At 67.3% G+C, this 25821-nt stretch carries 28 protein-coding genes and 2 pseudogenes; 18 read left to right on the forward strand and 12 right to left on the reverse strand.

Features of this window, described 5'->3' with window-relative positions:
• Positions 1–2: 2 nt before the first annotated feature.
• The 3 genes from ACW176_RS03895 to ACW176_RS03905 all read right to left on the reverse strand — a co-directional run bounded on the left by ACW176_RS03895 (position 3) and on the right by ACW176_RS03905 (position 3736).
• On the reverse strand, positions 3–1313 hold the full coding sequence (locus ACW176_RS03895) for a DNA recombination protein RmuC (RefSeq protein ID WP_419319034.1): 1311 nt from the start codon (positions 1311–1313) through the stop codon (positions 3–5).
• Positions 1314–1528: 215 nt separating this feature from the next.
• Positions 1529–2890: a glutamate--cysteine ligase gene (locus ACW176_RS03900; RefSeq protein ID WP_492110963.1), complete on the reverse strand. Its 1362-nt coding sequence runs from the start codon at positions 2888–2890 to the stop codon at positions 1529–1531.
• Positions 2891–3013: 123 nt separating this feature from the next.
• Positions 3014–3736 carry a 16S rRNA (uracil(1498)-N(3))-methyltransferase gene (locus tag ACW176_RS03905; protein WP_492110964.1) on the reverse strand — a complete coding sequence of 241 codons (723 nt, stop codon included), beginning with the start codon at positions 3734–3736 and terminating at the stop codon, positions 3014–3016.
• A gap of 46 nt (positions 3737–3782) precedes the next feature.
• Here ACW176_RS03905 and ppk2 point away from each other — a divergent pair, with 46 nt between their 5' ends.
• Complete coding sequence (ppk2, locus tag ACW176_RS03910; protein ID WP_492110965.1) at positions 3783–4544, forward strand: polyphosphate kinase 2; 762 nt, start codon at positions 3783–3785, stop codon at positions 4542–4544.
• 37 nt (positions 4545–4581) lie between these two features.
• Here ppk2 and ACW176_RS03915 read toward each other — a convergent pair whose 3' ends face one another.
• Both ACW176_RS03915 and ACW176_RS03920 read right to left on the reverse strand, forming a co-directional pair.
• Positions 4582–4962 (reverse strand): iron chaperone, encoded by a 381-nt coding sequence (locus tag ACW176_RS03915; protein WP_492110966.1) that lies wholly within the window; start codon positions 4960–4962, stop codon positions 4582–4584.
• Positions 4963–4983: 21 nt separating this feature from the next.
• On the reverse strand, positions 4984–6480 hold the full coding sequence (locus ACW176_RS03920) for a S10 family peptidase (RefSeq protein WP_492110967.1): 1497 nt from the start codon (positions 6478–6480) through the stop codon (positions 4984–4986).
• A 100-nt stretch (positions 6481–6580) separates the two neighbouring features.
• Here ACW176_RS03920 and ACW176_RS03925 point away from each other — a divergent pair, with 100 nt between their 5' ends.
• Positions 6581–8356, forward strand: a complete 1776-nt coding sequence (locus ACW176_RS03925; protein WP_492110968.1) for a DUF4153 domain-containing protein — start codon at positions 6581–6583, stop codon at positions 8354–8356.
• Here ACW176_RS03925 and ACW176_RS03930 read toward each other — a convergent pair.
• The 4 genes from ACW176_RS03930 to ACW176_RS03945 form a co-directional block, all read right to left on the reverse strand.
• Positions 8353–10152 (reverse strand): ABC transporter ATP-binding protein, encoded by a 1800-nt coding sequence (locus ACW176_RS03930; protein WP_492110969.1) that lies wholly within the window; start codon positions 10150–10152, stop codon positions 8353–8355. The genes ACW176_RS03925 and ACW176_RS03930 overlap by 4 nt on opposite strands.
• 67 nt (positions 10153–10219) lie before the next feature.
• Complete coding sequence (locus ACW176_RS03935; RefSeq protein WP_492110970.1) at positions 10220–10759, reverse strand: response regulator; 540 nt, start codon at positions 10757–10759, stop codon at positions 10220–10222.
• A 139-nt stretch (positions 10760–10898) separates the two neighbouring features.
• Positions 10899–11189, reverse strand: coding sequence for a DUF454 family protein (locus ACW176_RS03940; RefSeq protein ID WP_419319043.1), 291 nt, complete (start codon positions 11187–11189; stop codon positions 10899–10901).
• A 173-nt stretch (positions 11190–11362) separates the two neighbouring features.
• Positions 11363–11629, reverse strand: a complete 267-nt coding sequence (locus ACW176_RS03945; RefSeq protein WP_492110971.1) for a hypothetical protein — start codon at positions 11627–11629, stop codon at positions 11363–11365.
• 162 nt (positions 11630–11791) lie between these two features.
• Here ACW176_RS03945 and ubiA point away from each other — a divergent pair, with 162 nt between their 5' ends.
• Positions 11792–12721, forward strand: coding sequence for a 4-hydroxybenzoate octaprenyltransferase (ubiA, locus tag ACW176_RS03950; RefSeq protein WP_492110972.1), 930 nt, complete (start codon positions 11792–11794; stop codon positions 12719–12721).
• An 11-nt stretch (positions 12722–12732) separates the two neighbouring features.
• Positions 12733–12882 (forward strand): annotated as a pseudogene (locus tag ACW176_RS03955) (hypothetical protein); the annotation flags it as partial.
• On the opposite strand, the gene ACW176_RS03960 reads toward ACW176_RS03955, so the two are convergent.
• Complete coding sequence (locus ACW176_RS03960; protein ID WP_492110973.1) at positions 12861–13205, reverse strand: lysozyme inhibitor LprI family protein; 345 nt, start codon at positions 13203–13205, stop codon at positions 12861–12863. The pseudogene ACW176_RS03955 and the gene ACW176_RS03960 sit on opposite strands and share 22 nt — an antisense overlap.
• Positions 13206–13279: 74 nt before the next feature.
• On the opposite strand from ACW176_RS03960, the gene ACW176_RS03965 reads away from it, so the two are divergent.
• A complete protein-coding gene (locus ACW176_RS03965) occupies positions 13280–14233 on the forward strand; it encodes a fatty acid desaturase family protein (RefSeq protein ID WP_492110974.1) in 954 nt (317 codons plus the stop codon).
• An 8-nt stretch (positions 14234–14241) separates the two neighbouring features.
• On the opposite strand, the pseudogene ACW176_RS03970 reads toward ACW176_RS03965, so the two are convergent.
• Positions 14242–14399: pseudogene (locus ACW176_RS03970) on the reverse strand (hypothetical protein); the annotation flags it as partial.
• Positions 14400–14425: 26 nt separating this feature from the next.
• Here ACW176_RS03970 and ACW176_RS03975 point away from each other — a divergent pair.
• The 3 genes from ACW176_RS03975 to ACW176_RS03985 all read left to right on the forward strand — a co-directional run bounded on the left by ACW176_RS03975 (position 14426) and on the right by ACW176_RS03985 (position 16153).
• The gene (locus ACW176_RS03975; RefSeq protein WP_492110975.1) at positions 14426–15085 is read left to right on the forward strand and encodes a class I SAM-dependent methyltransferase; all 660 of its coding nucleotides are present in this window, start codon (positions 14426–14428) and stop codon (positions 15083–15085) included.
• Positions 15086–15129: 44 nt separating this feature from the next.
• Positions 15130–15474, forward strand: a complete 345-nt coding sequence (locus ACW176_RS03980; protein ID WP_492110976.1) for a VOC family protein — start codon at positions 15130–15132, stop codon at positions 15472–15474.
• Positions 15475–15652: 178 nt separating this feature from the next.
• Complete coding sequence (locus ACW176_RS03985; RefSeq protein WP_492110977.1) at positions 15653–16153, forward strand: CxxCxxCC domain-containing protein; 501 nt, start codon at positions 15653–15655, stop codon at positions 16151–16153.
• A 29-nt stretch (positions 16154–16182) separates the two neighbouring features.
• Here the strand turns inward: ACW176_RS03985 and ACW176_RS03990 are convergent, their stop codons facing one another.
• Entirely contained in the window at positions 16183–17043 is an 861-nt protein-coding gene (locus ACW176_RS03990; protein ID WP_492110978.1) for an SDR family oxidoreductase, read from the reverse strand.
• Positions 17044–17078: 35 nt separating this feature from the next.
• Between ACW176_RS03990 and ACW176_RS03995 the strand changes: the two genes are divergently transcribed.
• The 10 genes from ACW176_RS03995 to ACW176_RS04040 all read left to right on the forward strand — a co-directional run bounded on the left by ACW176_RS03995 (position 17079) and on the right by ACW176_RS04040 (position 25747).
• Entirely contained in the window at positions 17079–17438 is a 360-nt protein-coding gene (locus tag ACW176_RS03995; protein WP_492110979.1) for an MmcQ/YjbR family DNA-binding protein, read from the forward strand.
• Positions 17435–18079, forward strand: coding sequence for a Pr6Pr family membrane protein (locus ACW176_RS04000; RefSeq protein ID WP_492110980.1), 645 nt, complete (start codon positions 17435–17437; stop codon positions 18077–18079). Before ACW176_RS03995 ends, ACW176_RS04000 begins: the two co-directional genes overlap by 4 nt.
• A 20-nt stretch (positions 18080–18099) precedes the next feature.
• Complete coding sequence (locus ACW176_RS04005; RefSeq protein WP_492110981.1) at positions 18100–18939, forward strand: aldo/keto reductase; 840 nt, start codon at positions 18100–18102, stop codon at positions 18937–18939.
• A 117-nt stretch (positions 18940–19056) separates the two neighbouring features.
• On the forward strand, positions 19057–20115 hold the full coding sequence (locus tag ACW176_RS04010; protein ID WP_492110982.1) for a DUF2971 domain-containing protein: 1059 nt from the start codon (positions 19057–19059) through the stop codon (positions 20113–20115).
• A gap of 503 nt (positions 20116–20618) precedes the next feature.
• Positions 20619–20960 carry an endonuclease domain-containing protein gene (locus ACW176_RS04015; protein WP_492110983.1) on the forward strand — a complete coding sequence of 114 codons (342 nt, stop codon included), beginning with the start codon at positions 20619–20621 and terminating at the stop codon, positions 20958–20960.
• Between the two features lie 767 nt (positions 20961–21727).
• On the forward strand, positions 21728–23002 hold the full coding sequence (locus ACW176_RS04020; RefSeq protein ID WP_492110984.1) for a glutamate-5-semialdehyde dehydrogenase: 1275 nt from the start codon (positions 21728–21730) through the stop codon (positions 23000–23002).
• A complete protein-coding gene (locus ACW176_RS04025; RefSeq protein ID WP_492110985.1) occupies positions 22968–23624 on the forward strand; it encodes a nicotinate-nucleotide adenylyltransferase in 657 nt (218 codons plus the stop codon). Before ACW176_RS04020 ends, ACW176_RS04025 begins: the two co-directional genes overlap by 35 nt.
• A 106-nt stretch (positions 23625–23730) precedes the next feature.
• Positions 23731–24168 carry a ribosome silencing factor gene (gene rsfS, locus ACW176_RS04030; protein WP_419255768.1) on the forward strand — a complete coding sequence of 146 codons (438 nt, stop codon included), beginning with the start codon at positions 23731–23733 and terminating at the stop codon, positions 24166–24168.
• A gap of 48 nt (positions 24169–24216) precedes the next feature.
• A complete protein-coding gene (gene rlmH, locus ACW176_RS04035) occupies positions 24217–24681 on the forward strand; it encodes a 23S rRNA (pseudouridine(1915)-N(3))-methyltransferase RlmH (RefSeq protein WP_419319058.1) in 465 nt (154 codons plus the stop codon).
• A 16-nt stretch (positions 24682–24697) separates the two neighbouring features.
• A complete protein-coding gene (locus tag ACW176_RS04040; protein ID WP_492110986.1) occupies positions 24698–25747 on the forward strand; it encodes a murein hydrolase activator EnvC family protein in 1050 nt (349 codons plus the stop codon).
• Positions 25748–25821 lie beyond the last annotated feature (74 nt).

A 25821-nucleotide genomic window follows, 5' to 3' on the forward strand; every position in this document is an offset into this window, starting at 1 on the left:
TGTCAGGTAAGGGTCTCATTCCCGAGCGTCAAGGTGGGGGATTGCCCCATCCCCGCTTGGGGGGCCAGCTTGGTCAGCGCGCGAACACCGCTTTCGACCGGGGTCAGCTCGGCGATTTCCTTGCCTTCATGGTCAACCGACAGGTCCTCGAACCGGCGGGCCTGGGTCAGGACCTGGCTCTCCAGCGAGCCGACGAACTGGTTGTATTTGCCCACGGCGCTTTCCAGCGCCTTGCCCACCGCGCCGGCATGGGCGCCCATCACCGCCACCCGCTTGTAGAGCTCGCGGCCCACCGCGACGATATTGGCGGCGTTCCTGGCCTGATCCTCGACCCGCCAGCCGTAAGCCACGGCCTTGCACAGGGCGAACAGGGTGGTGGGCGTGACCAGCAGCACCCGCTTGTCCATCGCTTCGGTCATCAGGTCGGGCAGGCGTTCCAGGGCGGCGGCCAGGAAGCTGTCGCCGGGCACGAACATGGCCACGAAATCGGGCGAACCCTCGGCGGCGAACTGGTCCCAGTAGGTCTTGGCCGACAGGCTGGTCATGTGGGCCCGCACGCTCTGGGCGTGACGCAGCAGGGCCGCCTCGCGCGGCAGCTCCTCTGCCATTTCCTGGGCTTCCAGGAAGGCGTTCAGCGAGCACTTGGCGTCGATGACAAACACCGCCCCGCCGGGCATGCGCACCTTGACGTCGGGCCGGCGGCGGCCCTCGTCGGTGTCGACGCTGAACTGCTCCTCGAAATCGAAGCGCTTGTTGAGGCCGGCGGCCTCAAGGACGTTACGCAGGGTCTGCTCGCCCCAGCGCCCCTGGACGCCGGCCCCGCGCCGCAGGGCGGCCGAGAGCTTGCGGGCTTCGAACTGGGTGGCGACCGAGGCCTCCATCAGGGCGGCGATCTGGGCTTTCAGGCCGCCGGTCTCCTCGGCGCGGGATTTTTCGACGGCGGTGACCTGGGCCTCGAACTTGGCCAGGGTCTCGGCCACCGGCTTGAGCTGGGCTTCCAGCCGCTGCTGCGACAGCAGTTCGCGACTGCGGAAGTTTTCGTCGGCGCGCTTGATCAGGGCCTCGGCCACGGTGTTGGCGGTCATATTGGCCTGCTGGGCGGCCTGGGCGCGGATCAGCTCGCCCTGGGTGGCCGCCTGGTCTTCCAGCAGGCGAGCCCGCTCGTCGGCCTGGGCCAGCCGCTCGTTCAACTGCCAGGCGCGGGCGTCGGCGGCGGTGGCGCGCTTTGAGGCGGCCAGGGCCCAAAGCATGGCGGCGACGGCCATCAGGGCGAAAACGATGGCGAGGATCAGGAACGGATCGGAAAAGTTCATGCTCCGTTCCTAGCCGGAGTCGGAGGCGGGCGGAAGCGGGCTTCCTGCTCAAGCCAAGGCGGCAATGACCGCTTCTGACGCCAACCTACTTGTCATCCCGGCCAAGCGCGTAGCGCGCCGAGCCGGGACCCAGGGCCACCGCACTGCCTTGGCCCCTGGGTCCCGGACAGCCTCTGCGAGGCTTCCGGGATGACAAGGTTATTGAAGGCGGAAACCTAGTAAGCGCAGTCGGTGAACACCCGGCTGATGTCGCCCTTCCACTCACCGTGATAGAGCTCCAGCAGCTTGTCGGCCCGCGTGCGGCCGCTGTCGGCGATCTCTTCGAGTTCGCCCATATAGATCGTCTCGTCCAGGAACCCGCCGTTCATGTGGGCCCGGCCCTTGAGGCCCGACTTGGCGATGGCGACGAAGTCCTTGGCCACATCCTGGGCGGTGCGCCCGGCGATCGGCGCCTGCAGACCCAGAACCGGCACGTCGCGGCGCAGCTGGGCGCGCTCCTCAGCCGTCCAGTCCTTGCAGAGGTCCCAGGCGGCGGCCAGGGCGGCGTCATCATAGAAGACGCCGGTCCACAGGGCCGGCAGGGCGCACAGGCTGCTCCACGGGCCGGCGTCGGCGCCGCGCATTTCCAGATAGGTCTTCAGGCGGACTTCCGGGAACAGGGTCGTGGTGTGGTCGGCCCAGTCCTTGATCGAGGCGCGCTCGCCGGGCAGCTCGTCGATCTTGCCGTCGATGAAGTCGCGGAAATTGCGGCCGGCCAGGTCGATATAGCGGTCGCCGCGCTTGGCGAAATACATCGGCACGTCCAGGGCGTAGCGAGCATAGCGCTCGAAATCGAAGCCGTCCTCGAACACGAAATCCAGCAGGCCGGTGCGGTCGGCGTCGGTGTCGGTCCAGACATTGGCCCGGCTGGAGAGGAAGCCGTTGGGCTTGCCTTCCGTGAACGGAGAATTGGCGAACAGGGCCGTGACGATCGGCTGCAGGGCCAGGCTCATGCGGAACTTGGCGACCATGTCGGCTTCGGATGAGAAGTCGAGATTGGCCTGCACCGTGCAGGTGCGCAGCATCATGTCGAGGCCCAGGCCACCGACCTTGGGCATGTAGTTGCGCATGATGACGTAACGCCCCTTGGGCATCACCGGCACCTCTTCGCGCTTCCACACCGGCGAGAAGCCCAGACCCATGAAGCCCAGACCCAGCTCGTCGGCGACGGTCTTGACCTCGTCCAGGTGCTGGCCGGTCTCTTCGCAGATGTCGTGCATGGTCAGCAGCGGCGCGCCGCTGAGCTCGAACTGACCGCCGGGCTCCAGGCTGACATTGGCGCCGTTGCGCTCAAGGCCGATAATGACCTCGCCTTCCATGACCGGCTTCCAGCCAAAGCGCTGCAGGCCGACCAGCAGGGCGTGGACGCCGGTGTCGCCGTAATAGGGCACGGGCGCGTGCGAACCGAGATAGAAGCCGAACTTCTCGTGTTCGGCCCCAACCCGGAAGGCCTCCTTGGGCTTGGAGCCCGAGGCGAAATAGGCGGTCAGGTCGTCGAGCGTCAGAGGACGCTCCTGCAGGCTAGTGGTGTCGGCCATGAGCCGTCTCTCCCCAAGGTCTCATACGCATTGAGTAGGGAGAGGCCCTTCCCCCCGACCAGCCGCGAACGCGTAACGGCAATTGGGCGTTTTTTTAGCGAACCTCAAGAGGGGGCCGCCGCTTTAGGTCTCCCGCCAGTCGCCGGCGGCCGCCTGCCACAGGGTCAGGGCGCTGATCGCGGCGGTGTCGGCGCGCAGGATGCGAGGGCCAAGCGACACCGGTGTGACGAACGGCAGCGACCGCAGCCGCTCGCGCTCCTCGGGCGAAAAACCGCCCTCGGGGCCGATCAGGATGGCGGCCGGCGCGGCGCTGCCGGCCAGGGCCTCGAAGGCCGGACGCGCGTCGCCGCCCTCGTCGCAGAACACCAGCTTTCGCGCCGGGTCCCAGCCGTCGAGGATCTCGGCCAGCTTCACCGGATCTTCCACGGTCGGCACGTCCAGGCGGCCGGTCTGCTCGGCGGCCTCCATGGCGATGGCGTCCAGCCGCCCCAGCTTGACGAAATCGACATTCGTCCGCCGGGTGATGGTCAGCCGCACCCGGCGCACGCCCAGCTCGGCGGCCTTTTCGACGATGGTCTCGACCCGGCCGCGCTTGACCAGGGCGATGACGAGGTCGAGGTCCGGTCCGAGCGCCATCGGCCGGACCTGCTCGTCGACCTTCAGCAGCGAGCCGCGCTTGCCGGTCTCGGTCAGGGTGGCGGACCACTCGCCGTCACGGCCGTTGAACAGCGCCACCTGCGCGCCGATGGCCTGGCGCATCACCGAGGTGAGATAGCGCGACTGGTCGAGGGTCAGGACGACGCCGTAGCCGGGGGCCAGGTCCTGGGGAACGAAAAGACGGATCATGTCGCTCTTCTAGCGCGACTTGTGGTTTCAGCGGTAGGCTCCCCCCATGACCAAAATCCGCGACTATGATGAAGAGCTCGCCCATCTGCAGCTGGCCCTGATCCGGATGCAGCAGAAGGCGATCAAGGACGGCTCGAAGACCCTGACCGTGTTCGAGGGCCGCGACGCCGCCGGCAAGGACGGCGCGATCTCGCGGATCACCGAGCACCTGTCGCGGCGCAATACCCTGGTGGTCGCCCTGCCCAAGCCTTCCGACCGCGAACAGGGCGAGTGGTATTTCCAGCGCTATGTCGAATGGTTGCCGGCGGCGGGCGAGGCGGTGCTGTTCAACCGCTCCTGGTACAACCGCGGCGGCGTCGAGCCGGTCATGGGCTTCTGCACGCCGCAGCAGCACGCCCAGTTCCTTAACGACGTGCCCTCATTCGAGAAGATGCTGGTCGACAGCGGCATGCGCTACGCCAAGTTCTGGCTGGATATCAGCCGGGAGACGCAGGGCGAGCGGCTCAAGGCCCGATCGGAAGATCCCCTGAAGGCCTTCAAGATCAGCCCGCTGGACGCCGTCGCCCAGGAAAAATGGGATGACTACAGCGCCGCCCGTGACGAGATGCTGTCTCGCACCCACTCCGAGGCCGCGCCCTGGATCTGCGTCCGCGCCGACCACAAGAAGGCGGCCCGGCTCAACATCATCCGCTGGCTGCTGCACGCGGCCGGCGACAAGACGCTGCTGAAGGGCGTGGCCAAGCCCGACCCCGAGGTGATCTTCCCGTTCGACGTGGCGGCCCTGAGCGACGGGCGGCTGGCGCGGTAGGGCCCTAAAATCCCTCTCTCAAAGAGAGAGGGATCCCTTAGCGCCGCTTCCGCCCGGCCCGTTCGGCGGCGAGCTCGAGGTTCTGGACGACCCGATACTGGACGATCTCGCGAACCAGGGCCTCGGGCAGCGGATTGTCCGGCTGAAAGCGGATCGTGCCCTTGCTGGTGTCGAAAGCCGCCAGTTGCTCGGCGAAATGGCCAATTACTGATCCCGCATAGAGGGAGCAGTGTCTGGCCGCCGCGCCGAAATGCACCAGATTGCCGTGCAGCTTGAAGGTGGGCAGACCGTAGCTGATCGCTTCCTCCGCATCCGGCACGACCGCGCGGATCTGACGGCGCAACAGCTCGAGCGCGGCACGCTGGTCGTCCGGCAGTTCGGCCAGATAGGCCTCGGTCGAGATGGCTGCCGGTTTCACGGTGGATCCTCCCTGCGGGCCCTACCTCACCCCGTACAGCGCCATGACGTCCTTGCGGAACGCCGCGCCGCTGTCGGGACGGCTGTAGAACATGTGGCCGCCGGCATAGTTGGACAGGGTCACCCGGCCGGCCACGGTGGCGGGCATGGCGTCAACGATCAGGCGCGAGGCGAAGAACGGGCACGACAGGTCGTTATAGCCGTGCACGATCAGCACCTTCAGCTTGGGGTCGACCGAGACGATCTTGCGCAGGTCGGTCACCGACTCGGTGTCGGGGCCCTTGCCGCGATCCCAGCTGCGGTTGACCACGTCCGACAGGGCGTCATAGCGCACGTCCGGCTTCCAGCCGACGATGCGGGTGGTGAAGTCGACGACGGCGCTGGTGGTCGGGGCGATGATGGCGTCGAGGATCGGGTCGTTGACCTCCTGCTCGGGCGCGAAGGGGAAGGGATCCAGGGCCGTGACGTTGCTGTCGTATCGGCTGCCCAGGCGGCCGGTGTCACGGAACACCTCGCGCAGGAACGACTGGGTCTCCAGACGCCCGCCGGCCCGGCGCACGAACTTGGGATCCAGACCCGTCATGGCCGAGACCTTGGTCGTCAGGCGATCCAGGGCGGCGGGGTCGGAGCCCTTCATCAGGTCGACCATGTATTCGCCGCGCGTATAGTCCTCGACGGCCTTGATGCTCTCGGGCGTCAGCTTGCCGTCGCGCTCCAGCTTGGCGGCCGCGATCGACGGCAGGGTCCACATCGACGGCAGGGGCGAGATTTCCTGGCCCTGGCGACCGGCGCTGGTCAGCAGCGGCGAGACCAGAACCACGCCCTTCACCGCCACGCCCAGATCGGTCTGCAGGGTGTAGGCCAGGCGCGGGCCCCGGAAGCCGCCATAGCTTTCGCCGACGATGTATTTCGGCGAGGCCAGGCGCTCGGTCTTGACCAGATAGTCGAAGACGATGCGCGACAGGTAGTCGATGTCCTGTTTCACGCCATAGAAGCGCTTCTTGGTCTCCTCCTCGGTGGTCAGGCTGCGCGAGAAGCCGGTGCCGACCGGGTCGATGAAGACGATGTCGGTGAAGTCCATCCAGCTGGCGGGATTGTCTTCCAGCTTCACGGGCGCGGACGGGCTGTCGCCCTCGGCGCCGAACTGCACGCGCTTGGGACCCAGGGCGAAGTTCAGATAGACACTGGCCGCGCCGGGGCCGCCGTTGAAGGCGAAGGTGATGGGGCGGCCCGGATCACGCGGCCCGTCCAGGGTGTAGGCGGTGAACACCACCTCGGCGATCTTCTTGCCCTTCTCGTCGCGCACCGGCATGGCGCCGACCGTGGCGGTGTAGGCCAGGGCCTTGCCGCCCACCGTGGCGGTCTGCTTGACCGATTTGTCGGCCGGGAACGGCGTCAGCTCGCTGGCCGCCGGCTTGTCGCCGGAGGGTTTGGCGTCCTGGGCGAAACCGCCGCCGGCGCCGGCCAGAGCGCCCGCCAGAACCAGGGCCGCGAGCCCGGCCTTGAATGAATTTCGCATCAACACCCCCATACTGAGGCCGAAATTGCTAGTGCATGATCGCCGGCTTCACAACCGGCTCAGGGCGTGATCCTGTCGCTGCGCAGGCGAGGAGACGGCCATGGACCAGACGGCAAGCCAATCGGCCCGGACGACCACCGCCATCCGGCTGGGAACGGGGCTGCTGCAGGGCCTGGCGCTCTTCCTGCTGCACCAGGCGCAGGAGGCCAAGGTCTGGCCGGCCACCCAGCCCCTAGCCTTCGCGCCGCTGGTGCTGATCGCCCTGTTTGCGCCGTTCGTGATCCTGGCCGGGATCGGGGCCCTGCGCCGCAACAGCCTGATCGTCTGGGCGCTGGGGGCTGCGGCCTTCGCGGCGGGCCTGGCCTTCTATGGCGCCTGGCAGGGCGTCGACGCCGACAAGATGCCCGGCTTCCCGGTGTTCGCCGCCATCGCCGCCGGCCTGTTCATCGCCCACCACCTGATCCAGCCGGCCGAGGCCGAGCGGCGGGTTGTGGCCCGCTATCCGGCCTATTTCGACATCACCTGGATGCACGGGGTGCAGCTGGTCCTTTCGGCGGGCTTCACCGGGGCGTTCTGGATCCTGCTGTTCCTCGGCGCCTCGCTGTTCAAGCTGATCGGCATCGACGCCTTCCAGAAGCTGATCAGCGAAGAGGCCTTCGCCTTTCCCGCCACCACGGTGATGTTCGCCGCCGCCGTGCAGCTGACCGACGTGCGCTCGACCCTGGTGCGCGGCGTGCGCACCGTGGCCCTGACCCTGCTGGCCTGGCTACTGCCGCTGATGACCCTGATCGCGGCGGGCTTCCTGGCCAGCCTGCCGTTCACGGGCCTCGAGCCGCTGTGGAAGACCAAGGCCGCCACCGCCCTGCTGCTGACCGCCGCCGCCCACCTGATCGTGCTGATCAACGCCGCCTATCAGGATGGCGAGGACGCCCCGCCCGTGGTCCTGAAATGGGCCGCGCGGCTGGCCGGCCTGCTGCTGGTCCCGATCAGCGCCCTGGCCGCCTATGGCCTGGCCCTGCGGATCGGCCAGTACGGCCTGACGCCCGAGCGGGTGTTCGCCGCCGCCTTCGTGGTGATCGCGGCCGGCTACGCCGTGGGCTACACGATCGCCGCCGTGCGACCCGGCGCCTGGATGAAGGCGCTGGAAAAGACCAATGTGGCTCAGGCCTTCGTGGCCATCGCCCTGATCCTGGCCCTGTTCACCCCAATCGCCGATCCGGCCCGGCTGTCGGTGCAGGACCAGGTGGGGCGGCTGGAGCGCGGCAAGGTCAAGGTCGAGGCCTTCGACTTCCAGTTCCTGCGCTTTGACAGCGGACGCTATGGCAAGGCGGCGCTGGAGACGTTGAAGGCGAGCCAGGACCCAGCGATCGCCGCCCGCGCCAAGGCGGCGGCGGCGCAGGCGACCAAGGTTGCGCCGGTCATCGAGAAGATCGATCTGTCCAAGCTGACGGTCTATCCGGCCGGCCGCGCCCTGCCCGAAAGCTTCCTGCGCCAGGACTGGCGCGACGACTCCGGATCAGGCTGCATCGGCCCAGGCTCGCAGTGCTCGGCCCTGCTGCTCGACGTCAATGCGGACGGCAAGGACGAAGTCCTCCTGGCCAACGGCGCCAGTTTCGACGTGTTCAGCTTCGACGGCGCGCGGTGGCGCAAGACGGCCGAGACGCCCTATGTCTGCGACGCCGTTGATCTGGCCGGCGCCCTGAAGGCGGGAACTGTTCTTCTGGCCGAGCCCACGCCGCGCCGGGACATCCTGGTCGGCGGGCGCAGACTGTTCCTGGTTCCAGCGGGTGACGGCTGCGCCGGCGCGGAATCCAAATCCGACGGCCCGAAAGGCCCGCCGGTCGCGCCAAGCCCCCTCAGCAACGCGCCCTTCTAGCCCACCCCTTCGCTCACCGCATTGAGCCGCGCATAGACCCCGCCCCTGGCCTTCAGCTCGGCATGGCGGCCTTCCTCGACCACCCGGCCCTTCTGGAACACCAGGATGCGGTCGGCGCCGCGCACGGTCGACAGGCGGTGGGCGATGACGATGGTGGTGCGGCCGGCCATCAGGCTCTCGGCGGCGATCTGGACCTCGGCCTCGGTCTCGACGTCGAGCGACGAGGTGGCCTCGTCCAGCACCAGGATCGGGGCGTCGGCCAGGAAGGCGCGGGCGATGGCCACGCGCTGGCGCTCGCCGCCCGACAGCTTGACCCCGCGCTCGCCGACCAGGGTCTCGTAGCCCCTGGGCAATTGCAGGATGAAGTCGTGGGCGTGGGCCTTGCGGGCCGCCGCCTCGATCTCTTCGCGGGTGGCGTCGGGCTTGCCGTAGGCAATGTTCTCCAGCAGCGTGCGATGGAACAGGGCCGGGTCCTGCGGCACCACGGCGATGGCGCGGCGCAGGGAGCCTTGCGTCACCGCCGACACGTCCTGGCCGTCGATGACGATGCGGCCGCCCTGCAGGTCGTGCAGGCGCTGGATCAGCTTGACGAAGGTCGACTTGCCCGAGCCCGTCGGTCCCACCAGCGCCACCCGCTCGCCGGGCGCGATGGTCAGCGAGAACTGGTCGTACAGCGGCGCGCCGGCGGCCTTGTAGCGGAAGGTCACGGTCTCGAAGACGATGGCGCCGGGGCCGGGGCCGATCTGGAAGGCCGGAGCCCCGGGCGCGTCGGCGATCTGCGGCGCCAGGCGATCCCAGGCGGCGACGTCCTCGCTGTCGTCCAGACCCTTCTGCAGCATGCGGATGTTCTCACCCAGATTGCGCAGATAGCCGCTCATCAGCATGAAGGCGGTGATGGCGAAGGCCACGTCGCCCGGCGTGGCCGTACCCTGGCTCCAGCCCCAGACCATCGAGCCGGTCAGGCCGGCCTGCAGCACCACCAGCAACAGGTTCTGGCCCAGCCACACGTCGGTGAAGCGGTTCCAGGTGACCATGACCGCGTCGCGCCACTGGGCCGTGACCTGGGCGATGCGGGCGGTCTCGCGCGCCTCGGCCCCGAAGCTCTTGACGGTCGGATTGGAGGTTATGGCGTCGGCCAGGGCCCCGCCGATCTGCGAGTCCAGGGCGTTGGAGCGCAGGTTGCTGGGCCGCACATAGCGCTCGATGACGATCAGGTTGGCGGCCAGATAGGCGGCGATCACCACCAGCGAGATCACGCCCGCCATCGGCTGGCGAAACAGCATCATGATCGACAGGCCAAACAGCACCACCAGGCCGGGACCCAGCCAGATGGTCACCGCGTCGGTGACGCTGTCATAGCCCCACATGGCCCGGGTCAGCTTCCGCACCGTGGCCCCGGCGAAGCTGTCGGCGTGCCAGTCCGACGAGAAGGCCTGCACCTTGGCGAAGCCCTCGTTGGTCATCTCTTCCATGTTGCGGGCGGCCAGCGGGATCCAGAACCGGTGCGAGATGTTGCGCACCACCGCAAAGGCGAAATAGACGCCGACGAACAGCCACAGCGCCGACCAGGCGGCCGGGTCGCCGCGCGGCTTTTCCACCACCGCATCGATCAGGTGTCCCGAGGCGTAGGGCAGGGCCAGGTCGAAGGCCACAGCGGCCAGGGTCAGGGCCACGCCCAAGCCAAACAGCACCGGCCGCCGCTTCCAGAACCGCGCGATAAAGCCCAGCACCTGGCCGTTGGACAGCACCCGCTTGCGGTTTCCCGCTTCGTCTTCGTCGTCGATGAAGTCGCTCATGATGCGGGCTAGATACGGGTTTGGGCGCGCCGAGGCCAGTCACGCCGGGATCGTCGAGGCAAGCCGTCTAGCGCAACCCGCTGATCAGGGCCTTGGCCTGCGCCTCGATCTCCGACCTTTTCCTCCGGACCGGGATCAGGGGACACGGAACGCTCAGCACCTTGCGGCAGGGCGGCAGGGCCCTGGGGTCGTTCGAGCGCGCGGCGGCGGCCAGCAGCGGGGTCATTCGCGTCCACAGCACGGCCGGTTTCAGGGGCTTTTCGACCACCATGTCGGCGCCGCAACACGCGGCCCGCGTGATGTTCACCCGGGAGGTCTCGGCCGTCATGATCGCGAACGGCGTGCGCTGGAGGCGCGGAGACGCGTGGTGGCGCACCCAACGGACCAGGACAAAGCCATCCTCGCCCGGCATGAGCAGGTCGGAGATGATCATGTCGACATTGTTCTGTTCGAGCAGGACCTGGGCCTGGGCCACCGACACGGCGCCGAAAACCGATATGGCGCCCCAGGCGAACAGAACTTCACGCACCAGCCGGATCCATGCCGGGTTGTCGTCAACCACGAGGAAGCGCGACGATCGGACCAAGCCCTCAACGTCGCGCGACATGAACTCCCTTAATTTCCGAACGACCTCGGAAGGTGACTACCGCGTCATACTCGCCCTGAGGTCCGCGTTCGCCACGAATAGTCAACCCAAACGTGCGACCAAATGCCTCAGGCGGCAGGCGCGACGCGGCCGCCCTGGCCTAGCGATCGGCCTTTCGTCGCCCGCCGCCAAACGGCCGCCAGCGCAGGAAGCCCCTGATCGCCGGACCGACCACCGGCGTGCGCAGCAGGGGCCGCACCACCAGAGGCCGGGTCTTGAGGAAGCAGACCACCGCCCCGATCCAGAACACCGTGGTCGGCATGCCCGGCACCACGATGCCCACCGCCCCGGTGGCGACCAGGGCCCCGCCCAGACCGTCCAGCGCCCAGCGCTCGGCGCGGGTCAGGCGGCGACGGCGAGCTTTGCGATCGGTCGGGAGCGGAGCCGTCATCGCCGAAACACTATCGCCCAAATATAGCGCCGTCATTCCCGCCCTTGTGGCGGGAACCCCTTTATCCGCCGCAGGTGCGGAGGATTGGCGGGCTGGCCCGCCACGGCGCCTCACTTGCAAACTGAACCAGGGGTTCCCGCCACAAGGGCGGGAATGACGGTGGAAGGGGGAGCTCAGGCCTCGCACACCCCACCGATCCCGCGCGGCGCCGGCCGGTTGAGCTTGCGTCGGATGCGGGGGCCAAACTTGGTGGCCGACATCAGGCGCAGGACCATGGCCGTATCGCCGCCGCGGGCGAAGGCGCGGCTGGCGGCGGTCCACAGGCTGGTGGTCAGCGGCGCCGGCATGACGATGCCCAGCGCCGCGCCGAGCGCCAGCAGCACCCAGCCCGTCGTTCTGAAGGCCAGGGCGGTCGGATCAGCGGGGCGGATGTCGGGCATGGTTTGTCCTCTCAAAGTGAGCTGGCTCACTGTGCGCGCGCAGTCGTCATTGATCCAATTGATCATTCTTTCCGTCCCCATAGACCGAGCCTATGATAACGGCCGCACTTGCGCCGACCTGCGTCTTCCCGGCTGGAAAGAAGCTCGCTAAGCCTTTCGCCCATGACGACCATCCTGCCCGACGCCGCCCCGACCAACTGGGTCGACCGCCACGCGCCGCCGGCCCTGCGCCCGTGGCTGAAGCTGGGGCGCTTTGACCGGCCGGCCGGGATCTGGCTGCTGATGCTGCCCGGCTGGCAGGGCATCGCCCTGGCCGGGGCCGAGAAGGGTCAGTGGCCCAATCCGTTGCTGCTGATCGCCTTCATCGTCGGCGCGGCCCTGATGCGGGCGGCCGGCTGCGCCTTCAACGACATCATCGACCGCGACTTCGACGCCCAGGTCAGCCGCACGGCGATGCGGCCGATCCCGGCGGGGCAGATCAGTGTCAAACAGGCCTGGGCCTTTGTGATCGGCTGTTGCGGGGTCAGTTTCCTGATCCTGGTCTGCCTGGGCTGGCTGGCCATCGGGCTGGGCGTGCTGTCGCTGGGGCTGGTGGCCGCCTATCCGTTCATGAAGCGCATCACCTGGTGGCCGCAGGCCTGGCTGGGCCTGACCTTCAACTGGGGCGTCCTGCTGGGCTATGCCGCCGCCACGGGACAGCTGAGCTGGACCGCCGCCCTGCTCTACGCCAGCGGCATCTTCTGGACCCTGGGCTATGACACCATCTACGCCGTGCAGGACCTTGAGGATGACGCCCTGGCCGGGGTGAAGTCCTCGGCCCGCAAGCTGGGCGACAAGGCGCAGTACGGGGTCGCCGCCTTTTATGCCGCCGCGTTCGTGCTGGCCGTGGCGGCGGCCTGGATGGGCAATCTGGGCGCGCTGTTCCTGCCGCTGGCGGCGCTGTTCGCGGTGCACCTGTCGCGGCAGGCGGCGGCGCTGCGGCTGGATGATCCGGCCGGGGCGTTGAAGCTGTTCAAGTCCAACACGCTGGCGGGGCTGGTGCTGTTTCTGGCGCTGGTGGCGGGGCTTTGGAGGCCGGAGACGCGGTTTTAGACCACTAAAATTGTCATCCCGGCCAAGCGCGAAGCGCGCCGAGCCGGGACCCAGGGGCAACCGCATTGCGCCGGCCCCTGGGTCCCGGCTCTCCGCTGCGCTGCGGCCGGGATGACAAGCTATTTTGGGAGCTGGGAAATCAGAACGGCCCGCTGCTGTAGATCCGCTCCAGGCCCTTCTCCAGCTCGGCCAGCCGTCCGTCATAGGCGCGGTTCAGGCAGGCCCTGTTGCTTCCGCACCTGTGGCGGTCCCGCAGCCACTGCTGCTGCTGGTCCATCAGCGCCCCACGCCCTCCCATGGCCAGGGTGCGCCTGTTGATGCCGTACAGAACGTCCATCCGCACATCCTTGTCGTTCAGCGCGCGTTCGGCGCAGATCGCCTTCTCGTCGGCGGTGCGGGCCTTCCTGCAGTCGAAGCTGGCGGCGCTGGCCGAGCCGGCGATGCAGGTGAGCGCGAGAACCAGGCCGAGGGACACGGGACGCATGGGGAAGTCTCCGAAAAGGGCGATGACGCTACGTCATCCTTCATGACCCAAGCAGACTGTGGGATGATGGTTCCATGACCGTTGCCTCACGCGTCAAGCCGCTGGACCTGTTTACACCCGAGGAATGGGCGAAGGTCTCGGCGCGCTCGTCCTGGCGCGGGATCTGGATGGTGGTCCACGCCTGGGGAACCATCCTGCTGGCCGGCGCCCTGTTCGTGCTGTTTCCCAATCCCCTGACCTACCTGCTCGCCGTGATGATCATCGGCGCGCGGCAGCTGGGCCTGGCGATCCTGATGCACGAGGCGGCCCATGGCGGCCTGCATCCCAATCTCAAGGTCAATGACGGGCTGGGCGAATGGCTGTGCGCGGCCCCGACCGGCGCCTCACTGAAGAGCTATCGCCCCTACCACCTGACCCACCACAAATACGCCCAGCAGGCCGAAGACCCCGACCTGATCCTGTCGGCCCCGTTCCCCACCACGCGGCAGTCCCTGAACCGCAAGATCATCCGCGACCTGACCGGCCAGACCTTCTTCAAGCAGCGCTTCGGCCCCCTGCTGGGCAAGCTCAAGGGCTCGAAAGCCATTGGCCAGCCCAAGGGCGCGATCTTCAGCGGCGAGATCGCCCGCCAGAAGCCGTTTCTGCTGTGGAATCTCGGCCTGCTCATCGCCCTGTCGATGGTGGGCCTGTGGTGGGCGTGGCTGGCGCTATGGATCGTGCCGATGGCGACCTGGTTCCCGCTAGTCACCCGCCTGCGCAACATCGCCGAGCACGCCCTGGTCGCCCGGGACGAGCCCGACCCGTTCCGCCACGCCCGCACCACCAAGGCCAATTGGATCGAGCGCCTGCTGATCGCGCCCTACCACGTCAATTTCCACGCCGAGCACCACATGTTCATGCACACTCCGTGCTGGAACCTGCCGCTGGCCCATCGGCTGCTGGAGCAGAAGGGCCTGACGGGGGGAATGCTGACGGCGCCGGGGTATCTGAGCGTGCTGAAGGAAGCGTCGAGCAAGGTCCCGGCTTAAACTCAGTCCGTCATTCCCGCCCTTGTGGCGAGAACCCCTGGTCCAGCTGACACGTGAAGCCCATTCGGACCGCCAGCGGTCCGCTCTTCCGCACCTGCGGCGGACAGAGGGGTTCCCGCCACAAGGGCGGGAATGACGGAAGATAGATAGGGCGCGTTGGCTTCATGGCTTCAGCAATGCTCTAAGCGCCCCATGATCGACCAGACGCTGGAAGGCCGCCGCGCCTTCATTCTTGAGAACACCCGCGTCCAGGCGCCGCCGCATGCGCCTGAGCTTTCCCTGCATCTGGCCGACGAGATCACCCCGATCTGGAAACTGACCGAGGAGGCCCTGGAGGAACTGGGCCTGGCCCCGCCGTTCTGGGCCTTCGCCTGGGCGGGCGGACAGGCCCTGGCGCGCTACATCCTCGACAACCCCACGAGCGTGGCCGGCAAGACCGTGGTCGATTTCGCCACCGGCTCGGGCATCGTGGCCATCGCGGCGATGAAGGCGGGCGCCAGGAGCGTGCTGGCCAATGACATCGACAGTTTCTGCCAGGCGGCCGTCAGCCTGAACGCCCAGGTCAACGGGGTCGAGATCGCCTTCACCGACGCCAACCTGCTGGACGGCCCGCCGCCTGCCTGCGACGTGCTGCTGGCCGGCGACATCTGCTACGAAAAACCCATGGCCGAGGCGGTGATGGCCTGGATGCGCCAGGGCCGCGCCTCTGGCTCCACCGTGCTGATCGGCGATCCGGGCCGCACCTATTTCCGCAAGGACGACCTGATCAAGCTGGCCGAATACCAGGTCGAGACCACCCGCGAGCTGGAAGATTTCGCCATCAAGCGCACCTGCGTCTGGACTCTGCCGTGACGGCATTTTAGAACATTAGAAGAACATTTCTGGAGATCGCGACCATGCGCGAAGACGGCAAGATCGACTATATCGAATGGCCCGCGACCAATCTGCCGGCCACCAAGGGCTTCTATCAGACCGCCTTCGGCTGGGCCTTCGCCGACTATGGCCCCGACTACGCCGCCTTCGCAGGCCAGGGCGCCGACGGCGGCTTCTGCACCCCGCAGGAAGGCTCGACCGACAAGCCGCTGGTGATCCTGTATGCGCACGATCTGGAAGCCATGGCGGCCAAGGTCACGGCCGCTGGCGGCGTGATCACCGCGCCGATCTTCAGCTTCCCGGGCGGCCGCCGCTTCCACTTCACCGATCCTGCCGGCAACGAGCTGGGGGTCTGGAGCGAGACCTAGGTTTCAGATCCTCCCCCTCTGGGGGAGGTGGCCCGGAGGGCCGGAGGGGGCAGCGCGGCCAGTATCCAGCGAGCCCCCTCAGTCGGCTTTGCCGACAGCTCCCCCAAAGGGGGAGCCTCTAAAAAACCGTCACACGCCGTCACTAATGTCCGGCCCCGGAGTATCGGGGCCAGATCAGATGAGCGAGCGAAGCTGCGGCGACTGCGGAATGTGCTGCAAGGTCCTGCACATCAGCGAACTGGAAAAGGCCGCCGGCGTCTGGTGCGGCCATTTCAAGAAGGGCGGCGGCTGCGGCAATTACGAGGCCCGGCCCCAGGCCTGCCGGGGCTTTACCTGTCTGTGGCTGGACTCGGTGCGCCTCGACGACAACTGGCGGCCCGACAAGGCCGGGTTCCTGATGTATCCCGACAAGGACGGCAAGCGCCTGAACGTGGTGGTCGACACCGGCAAGCCGACCGCGTGGAAGCGCGAGCCCTATTATTCCAAGCTGAAAGCCATGTCGCAGCGGGCCTATGACGGCTTCGAGCTGATGATCTGCATCGGCGACCGCCGGGTGGTGATGTTCCCGTCCGAAGACGTCGACCTGGGCGTGCTCAATCCCGACCACAAGGTGGTCAGCGGCTATGTCGAGCGCGACGGCCTGCAGGTGCCGTTCGCCATGGTGCTGAGCGACGTCTGAACTCCCCTTCTCCCGCAAGGGGAGAAGGATCAGAATCGCGGCCGGAAATCCCGCGGCGCCCAGCCGAAATCCCGCGTCGCATCGCCGCTGTCGAAGGTCAGGTCCACGCCCATCCGCGCGCCCATGGCCGCCGTGGCCCCGGGCAGGACCGGCGAGGCCGCCTTCAGCATCAGGCCAAACAGGGCCGGCGGCAGGGAGAGCACCGTCGGCCTGCGCCCCAAGCCCTCGAACACCCGCGTCGCCATCTGGCGATAGGTCAGGGTCTCGCCGCCCACCAGGTCATAGGCCCGGTTCTGGGCGGCTGGCGCGGTCGCTGCCGCCACGGCGCCGAGGGCCAAGTCCTGGGCATGCACCGGCTGGCGCAGCCCCTCGCCCCGGCCCGACAGCGGCAGGACGCCAAACCGGCGGATCAGGCTGGCCAGACGGCTGACATTGCCGTCGCGGCCCTCGTCATAGATCAGGGTCGGCCGCAGCACGGTCCAGGCCACGCCCTGGGCGGCGCAGAACCGCTCCACCGCCGCCTCGGCGTCGGCCAGGCTGGCGGCGACGGCGCGTTCCTCGGGCACGTCCGAGGCCTGTTTGGTGAAGCGGCTGGTCGAGGAAAAGGCCACCAGCCGGGTCATGCCCCGGGCCTTCAGGGCCGGCAGGGCGGCGGGCAGCAGCCAGATCGGCGACAGCGAAAACACCGTCGCCACCGGCGGCAGGCCGTCTTCCAGATGCGGATCGGACAGGTCGGCGTCCAGCCAGCAGGCCTCGCCGCTCGGCGGCCGACGGCTGACCGCCACCGGGTCGACCCCGGACGCTCGCAGGCGATCCAGCAGATAGCCGCCGATCAGGCTGGTCGCGCCCAGCACCAGCACCGGCGTCTTCAGGGTGTTCGAAACGGTCATCCTGTTTCTATAGTCGAGCCGGGAGAAAAACGCCCATGGCCATGAGCTTCGACGCGGTGCGCGCCTTCGCCTTCACCCTGCCCGGGGTCGAGGACGGCACGGCCTATGGCCGCCCCTGCCTGAAGGCCCACGGCAAGTTCCTGACCCGGCTGTACGAGGACGGCGCCTCGCTGGTCTGCCCCGGCGTGGGGTTCGACGAGCGCGAGATGCTGATGCAGGCGCAGCCGGACACCTTCCATCTCACCGATCACTTCCGGAATTATCCGTATGTTCTTGTTCGTCTGGCACAGGTTCATCCGGGAACGGTGGAACGCCTGATCGAGCGGCAGTGGCGCGCGACCGCCCCCAAGACGGTGCTGAAAGCCTGGGACGCCGCAAAAACGGAGACCGCATGATAACCTGGCGCATCCTGATCGCCGCCCTGGCCTGCCTGGGTCCGGCGCTGCAATATGTCCTGATGGTGTACGACGAGACCCTGGCCTCGGGCTCGGTCAAGTCGGTCGAGTTCTTCAGCTACTTCACCATCCTCAGCAACATCCTGGCCGCCGTGGTCCTGACCGCGCCGCTGGTCGCCCCGACCTCGGTCGTGGGCGCCTGGGCCGAGCGCTCCTCGACCCGGATCAGCGTGGCCGTCTATCTGTCCATCACGGCGGCGATCTATCACACCCTGCTGGCGGGCTTGTGGGACCCCCGGGGCCTGCGCCTGGTGTCGGACACCATCCTGCACACCATCACGCCCACCCTGTTCCTGGTCGACTGGTTGATGCGCGGCGGTCAGGGCGAGACCGGCCGGGCCACGGCCGCCAAGGCCCTGGTCTTTCCGGCGCTCTATGGCCTCTGGACCCTGGCCCATGGGGCGCTGTCGGGCTTCTATCCCTATCCGTTCTTTGACGTCGGCAAGCATGGCTACCTGTCGGTGATCGTGACCATGCTGGTGATGGCGGGCGGCTTCCTGCTGGTGGCCCTGGCCTTCAGCCTGATCCATCAGGCCCGGGCCAAGCTGGCCAATGGCCGCGGGACGCCTATATCCGCCTAACGCGTCGTCCGGAGTTTCCGATGTCCAAGCTCGTCCCCGCCGTCCGTTCGGGCGATGTCCTGATGCCCGCCCTGGGTTTCGGCACCTGGCAGCTGGAGAACGGCTCGGCCCGGCCGCTGGTCGAGCAGGCCCTGGAGATCGGCTACCGCCACATCGACACCGCCCAGATCTATCGCAACGAGCGCGACGTCGGCGCGGCCATCGCCGCCAGCGGGATCCGGCGCGACGAGATCTTCCTGACCACCAAGGTCTGGGTCGATCACTTCGCCGACGGCGACCTGCAGCGCTCGGCGGAAAAGAGCCTGGAAAAGCTGGGCGTCGACCATGTCGACCTGTTGCTGCTGCACTGGCCCAAGCCCGACGTGCCGCTGGCCCAGACGATGGCGGCGCTCAACGACGTGCGCGATCGCGGCCTGACCCGCGCCATCGGCCTGTCCAACTTCCCCTCGGCGCTGATGGCCCAGGCCCAGGCGCTGTCCAAGGCGCCGATCGCCACCAACCAGGTCGAGTACCATCCCTATCTGTCGCAAAAGACCCTGATCGCGGCGGCCCACGCAGCCGGAACCTCGATCACCGCCTGGTCGCCCCTGGCCCAGGGCAAGGTCGCCGAAGATCCGGTGCTGATCGCCATCGGGCAGGCCCACGGCAAGACGCCGGGCCAGGCTGCGCTGCGCTGGCTGATCCAGCAGGGCGTCATCGCCATCCCCCGCACCAAGACCCCGGCCCGCATCGCCGAGAACTTCGACGTGCTGGATTTCGACCTGACCGACGCCGAAATGGCGGCGGTCTTCGCCCTGGCGCGGCCGGATGGGCGGATGGGGAACTGGCTGGATGCGGCGTTTCAGTGGGATGTGGGGTAGGGGGCGGGCTTGTTCTAGGTCTAAGATTAGCAAGAGACTGACTGTCCACTGCCGTCATGCTGGTCGCTTAACATCGAAACTGAGCCCTAGTGACGGCGAACATGTTAGTTTCGACTCATGACTGAGTCCGTACAGAAATCTGAAATTCTCGCTGCACCGCCTCCAAACTGGGACAACTATGATGTTCTAACGGAGCACCCTGAGCTTCATCACTACACCACGCTTCAGGGCCTTCAGGGCATCGTCGCGTCTAATTCCCTTTGGGCCACCCACTACAAAGATCTCAACGACGCAACTGAGCTTACCCTGATAAGACAGCCCCTGGAGCTAGAACTCTCTATCAGCTTCGCTGAGCTTATTCGGGCGAAGCGATTGCGAAGTCTCAAAGCAGATCGTGCGGTAGCGGCGGTCGGCGGACTGCGCAAAGCCGCTGAAGACAGCGCGCGACGCATGATCTCGCTTTTGTACGCCAGCACGTTCTCAACCGAGGACGGCATCGCCGGCGTTGAAGAACTACGCTCACCGGCCTTTATTTCTTCGTTTTGTACTCATTCCCAGGAGTCAGAATCCTACGAGCGCGAGAACGGGCTACTCAGCCAGTGGAGAGGATATGGGGGCAGTGGCGGATACTGCATTGTCTTCGATACCGAAAGGCTATTCGATCTTCTATCTAAAGAGCATGCGCATCATGCCTACATGAGCATGGCGATTGATCCCGTAACATACCTTTATCCCGGAATATCAATCTCGTCGATTTTCCCGAGACTTCGCACCGTTTGCGATCACATGATGCGATTTTTACTGAACAACAGAACAGACGAACCTGAGGACATTTTCAGCGACTTCATCAAGTCTGCGATCTTCTGCAAGCATCACGCTTTCCACGAGGAGCGCGAAGTTCGCATCGCTGTCCGACCCGCGACTGAAGGTTGGCGTGCAGCTATAGCCAAAAAAGGTCGATGGAAAATTCCACCGGCAAAGGAAGTGATTGGCGATAATGGGAGGCGTCGCCGCATTGTCTTGTTTGAATCTTTAAGTGAACGCCTACCGATAAAAAGAGTAATTGTCGGTCCTTCTTCTGATCAGGAGGCTAACCTGGCCCAAGCGCGCGCAGTTTTGGGACCAGACCTAGAGATGAGACTGTCTGAGACGCCATACCTAGAGCGCAGCTGGTAGTAGCGCGAATTCGTTCGCCCTAGCGCATTTGCAATATCCGCCATGGGGCGAAAAGGCATTCTAGCGCTACCGATCGAATTCGGTCCTGAAGGGTGAGAACCCTAGGATGACGGTTTACCCGGACGGCCGACCATCACCTAAGAACCCGAAACCCGACCCCAAGGTCGGTGCGATCCTTAAATCTCCTGGAGGCTGCAGCGTGCAGGGCTGATCAGGTCAGTCCGCCGACACCGCTCTCCGAGCGGCCGCTACGCGGCGGCGAAGCCGTCCTTGAGTGACCTGATCAGCCCTGCGATCGTCTCGCCGTGAGATCTAAGGATGGCTCTGCCCAGAGGGGCGGCGGCTTCGCCGAGCCATCCGGCGCGCACGGAACGCCTCTCTCATAGAGAGAGGGAGGGGCCCGCCGCCGCAGGCGGTGGGAGGGTGAGAGGTTTCACCGCCGGCCGGAGAAATCTCGAGTCCTGTCGTTGAGCGCCCCGAGCGCCTCAGACCATGCTCCCGTCATGGACAAGACCGCCAACGCCCGTCGCCTGCGCCAGAACCAGACCCTGGCCGAGAGGACACTCTGGACCCTCGTTCGCAATCGTCGTCTGGGTGGGTTCAGGTTTCTGCGGCAGGTCGCGATTGATCGATACTTCGCGGACTTCGTCTGCGAGGCGGCCAAGGTGATCGTGGAGCTGGACGGCGCGACGCATGAGGGGCGCGAGGACTACGATGAGCGCCGGACCCGGACGCTGGAGCTGTTTGGCTATGTTGTGCTGCGGTTTCCCAACGCGCGGGTGCTGACGGATCCGGGCGGCGTTTCGGACGACATCCTGGCGGTGCTTCGTTCGGACAGGGTGTAACCTCTCACCCTCCCACCGCTTCGCGGCGGCCCCCCCCCTCTCTCTATGAGAGAGGGGTTCCGCGCGGCGGCCTCTATCCCCGTGAGGGGACGGGGATAGCCCCACCCCGACCCTAGCAAATTCAACGCCCTGACCGCCGCACCCAGCGTCACGATCCAAAATCGACGCAGCCCCCTGAAAACCTCCCGCATAATCAAGCTCGTCCCGTCACTGGGGAGGCCGTCCAGCTGGCGACCTGACGGGTGGCGGGGGCGGTTGTGCGGGTCGCGCCCGTCAGTCGTCGTCTAAAGGCCCGGTGGGGTCTGGCGGAGCGGAGCGGTCCTTGCGGGGGCCGAACGTGATGAAGCCGGATCCGGACCACCGGGAACACCCTTTGGTGACGCCCGGCAAGGCGCTCCAGGCGCGGGCTGAAATCGCCCGCGCGGTCCGGAGGGGTCGCTTCCCTTCCGCCCGCCTGGGGCCTCTCATCGGGAGCGGGTTAAAACCCCGCGCCCCGAGGGCTCATCGGATAACAACCGCGCGGAGCGCTCCGGCCACGGCCGAAACGGTACTCCTCTACACCCTCATCCGGGCCTGGCCCGGACGCTCCGCCGCCTCCCCACACTTGCCGGTGAAATCCGGCGAGGATGCGAACCCGTGTCACGGCTGGCTCGGCCGCCCGGACTCGCAAGGAACCTGCGTCCGCCTTGAGACAATCGCGGTTCCCCCTCGGGGCGAAAGCGCCTAGGTAAGGCTCAACCTGAGCATATCCGGATCGGATCGGACTTATGGACGACGCGGGCGTCAGCTTGCAGGCGAAGATGATGGCGATGGGCGAGGCCGCCCGTGCGGGCGCGCGCGCCCTGCGTCTCGCCTCAGCCGAGCAGCGCACCGCCGCCCTCCAGGCCATGGCCAGAGCGATCCGCGAGGACGCCGCCCGCATCCTGGCCGCCAACGCCCGCGACATCGAGCAGGCCAAGGCCAATGGCCTATCGGGCCCGATGCTGGACCGCCTGCTGCTGGACGACGCCCGCCTGGAGGCCATGGCCCAGGGCGTCGAGACCGTGGCCGCCATCGCCGACCCGCTGGGCGTGGCGACCTCGCGCTGGACCCGGCCCAACGGCCTGGACATTTCCCGGGTGCGCACGCCGATCGGCGTGATCGCCATGATCTATGAGAGCCGGCCCAACGTCACCGCCGATGCGGCGGCGCTGTGCGTTCGCTCCGGCAACGCCGTGATCCTGCGCGGCGGCTCCGAATGCCTGGCCTCGAGTCTCGCCATCCACGCCGCCATCGTGCGGGGCCTGAAGAGCGCCGGCCTGCCCGCCAGCGCCGTCCAGGCCGTGGGCACGTCCGACCGCGCCGCCGTCGGCCATATCCTCAGCGGCCTGAACCGGACCATCGACCTGATCATCCCGCGCGGCGGCAAGAGCCTGGTGGCCCGGGTGCAGGCCGAGGCCCGCGCCCCGGTGCTGGGCCATCTGGAAGGCCTCAACCACGTCTTCGTCCATGCCGGGGCAGATCCGCACAAGGCCATCGACATCGCCGTCAACGCCAAGATGCGGCGGGTGTCGGTCTGCGGTTCGGCCGAGACCCTTCTGGTCGACCGGGCCATCGCCGAGCGCCTGCTGCCGCTGCTGGCCGACGCCCTGATCAAGGCCGGCTGCGAGCTGCGCGGCGACGCCGCCGCCCTGGCCATCGAGCCGACCATGAAGAAGGCCAGGGACGCCGACTGGACCACCGAATATCTGGCCCCGATCCTGTCGGTGGCCATTGTCGACGGGGTGGCCGGCGCGGCTGAGCACATCGCCCGCTATGGCTCTGGCCACACCGACGCCATCGTCACCGAGGATCCCGCCGCCGCCGAGGCCTTCGCGGCCGAGGTCGACAGCGCCATCGTGCTGATCAACGCCTCCACCCAGTTCGCCGACGGCGGAGAATTCGGCTTTGGAGCCGAGATCGGTATCGCCACAGACAAACTCCATGCCCGCGGTCCGGTCGGGGCCGAGCAATTGACGACATTCAAATATGTGGTTCGCGGGACCGGCCAGACTCGTCCCTGAGGCCGGCCGGCCTAGCGCGCAGCGTCTCGGATTCCATCTGGAGCCGGGCATGCGCGTCGGGCTGTTCGGCGGCAGCTTCAATCCCGCGCACGAGGGTCACGCCCACGTCGCGGAGACGGCCCTGCATCGCCTGAACCTCGACAAGGTGATCTGGCTGGTCTCGCCGCAGAACCCGCTGAAATCCTCGGCCGAGACGCGGCCCCTGGCCCAGCGCATGGCCGCCGCCCGGCAGTGGGCGCGGGGCAGCTCGATGATCGTCTCCGACGCCGAGACGCGGCTGGGCTCGCAATACACGATCGACACCCTGCGGGTGCTGCGGGCCCGCTATCCGGGCGTGAAATTCGTCTGGGTGATGGGCGCCGACAGCCTGGCCACCTTCCATCGCTGGCGGGGCTGGACCCAGATCATGCGCGAGGTGCCGGTGGCGGTGATCTCGCGGCCGTGGGCGGGGCTGAAGTCGCGCACATCGCCCGCCGCGCGGCGTTTCGCCCATGCCCGCAAGCCCGCCAGCGCCGCCGCCACCCTGCCCGATCAGACCGCCCCGGCCTGGGTCTATCTGACCGGCCCGCTCAATTTCGCCTCGTCCACGGCCATGCGCGAACGGCTGAATAAAGCGCCGTAACCGGACGTGAACGGACCGCGCTTGGCCAAACGCACGCAACCCCTCACCTTTTCGACTCATCCATGCTATGAGGAGAACCCGCGCGACCCCATAAGGAGTACTTCCGCTGCGTAGCGACCCCGCGCAAATTGCGCACGATGACACGGCGACCGCCGAGTCCTCGACCCACAAGCCAGACCTCAGTCTGGACCAGAGCATCAAGGCTCTGGAGACCCTGATCCTGTCGCGCCTCGACGACGACAAGGCCCAGGACATCGTCCACATCGATCTGACGGACAAGAGCTCGGTGGCTGACAGCCTCATCGTGGCGTCTGGCCGTTCGCACCGTCACGTCGGCGCCCTGGCCGATCACATCATCCGCGCCCTCAAGGAAAACGGGTTCGGCAAGGCGCGGGTCGAAGGCCTGCCGCATTGCGACTGGGTCCTGATCGACGCCGGCGACGTGGTCGTGCACCTGTTCCGTCCCGAAGTGCGCACCTTCTACAATATCGAGAAGATCTGGGCGATCGACGCCCCGCACCGCATCGCCACCTCGGCGAACTAGCCCTTATCGCGTCATCGGCCTTTGTTTGCCGGTGACGCGGGTTGGCGCATGAAGCTCACCATCCTCACCGTTGGCAAGCTCGGCCGCATGGTCGAGGCGCAGATGGCGCTGGACTACATGTCCCGCGCCACGGCGTCCGGTCGCGTGCTGGCCCTGGGTCCGGCCGAGATCATCGAGGTCGAGGCCAGGAAGCCTGGCAAGGCCGCCGAGGCCGAGGTGCTGCGTCCGCATCTTGAGGGCGCCTATGTCATCGCCTGTGACGAGCACGGCAAGGTTCGGAAGAGCCGGGCCTTCGCCGAGCACATCGGCCGGCTGCGCGACGATGGGACGCGGAAGGTCGTGTTTCTGATCGGCGGGGCCGATGGCCTGGATCCCGCGATCCTGGCCAACGCCAATGAAACCCTGGCCTTTGGGCCCCAGACCTGGCCCCACGCCCTGGCCCGGGCGATGCTGGCCGAGCAGATCTATCGCGCCGTCACCATCCTGGCGGGCTCGCCCTATCACCGCGACTAGGGCTAGACAGGGCCAGATGCTTCGCCGCCCCTCGCCCCTTGTCCTGTCCGCCATCGCGCTGGTCATCGCCCTGTCCGCCGGCGGCGTGGTCCTGGCGCGTCAGGACCAGCAGCGGATGCGCGACCGCCAGACGGCCATCGACACCCGTCGCGAGATCGAGGACCTGCGCCGCGAACTCTCGCGCCTGGACAATGCCCGGGTCTCGGCCGGCGAGAACGTCGACCTCAAGCGCGCCCGGCTGGAAGCCCTGAACTACCGCGAAGCCCGGGTGCTGGCCGATCTGGGCCGCGACCGCCATCGCATGGCCAAGCTCTTGTCGGCCCTGCAGCTGTTCCGCCGAAATCCGCCGCCGGCCCTGCTGGTCAGCCCCGGCGACGCCCGCGACGCGGTGCGGGCCGCCATCCTGATCCGCGCCATGACCCCGGACCTGCAGCGCCGGGCCGATACCTATTCACGCCAGGCCGTGGCGGTCCGCACCCTGCGCCGCGAGGCGGCGGCGGCGGCGGCCGAACTGTTCACCGCCGAAAGCGTGGTCGCCGACCGCAAGGGCGAGATCGAGCGCCTGATCATCGAAAAGACCCGGCTGGAACGCGCCTTCGCCCAGGAAGCCCTGGTCGAGGCCAGCGAACTGCGCACCCTGGGCGCCCTGACCGACGGCCTGACGCCCCGCGCCCCGACCGGTCCCCTGACCCTGGCCTCGCCGGCGCCGGGCGGCATCACCAGCCGCTTTGGCTCCACCCTGCCGGCCGGCGGCCGCGCGTCCGGCGTGTCGATCCGCACGGAAAAAGGGCGGACCGTGACCAGTCCTGCGGCCGGAACCGTCGAATATGCCGGCGCGCTGAATGGCTGGGGCGTCGTGCTTATCTTGCGAGCCCAGGACGCCTATCTTCTGGTGCTGGCGGGCCTGGATCAGGTTTCGGTCGCGCCCGGACAATCCGTCGCGGCCGGCGCCCCGATCGGAAAGATGGCGGATCGTGTATCCTCAGAGCCCGAACTCTATCTTGAGGTCCGCGAGGAGGGCGTTCCGGTCGATCCGGAGCGCTGGTTGAAGCAAGGGTCGCCGTAGACGGCTTTTTCAGTAATGATGGCCGTAAATAGGACGTTCTCGGCTGGGATGGTCAGGAACGAGTCGTCAAAAGC

The organism is Caulobacter sp. FV1ye13L (genome assembly GCF_058681155.1).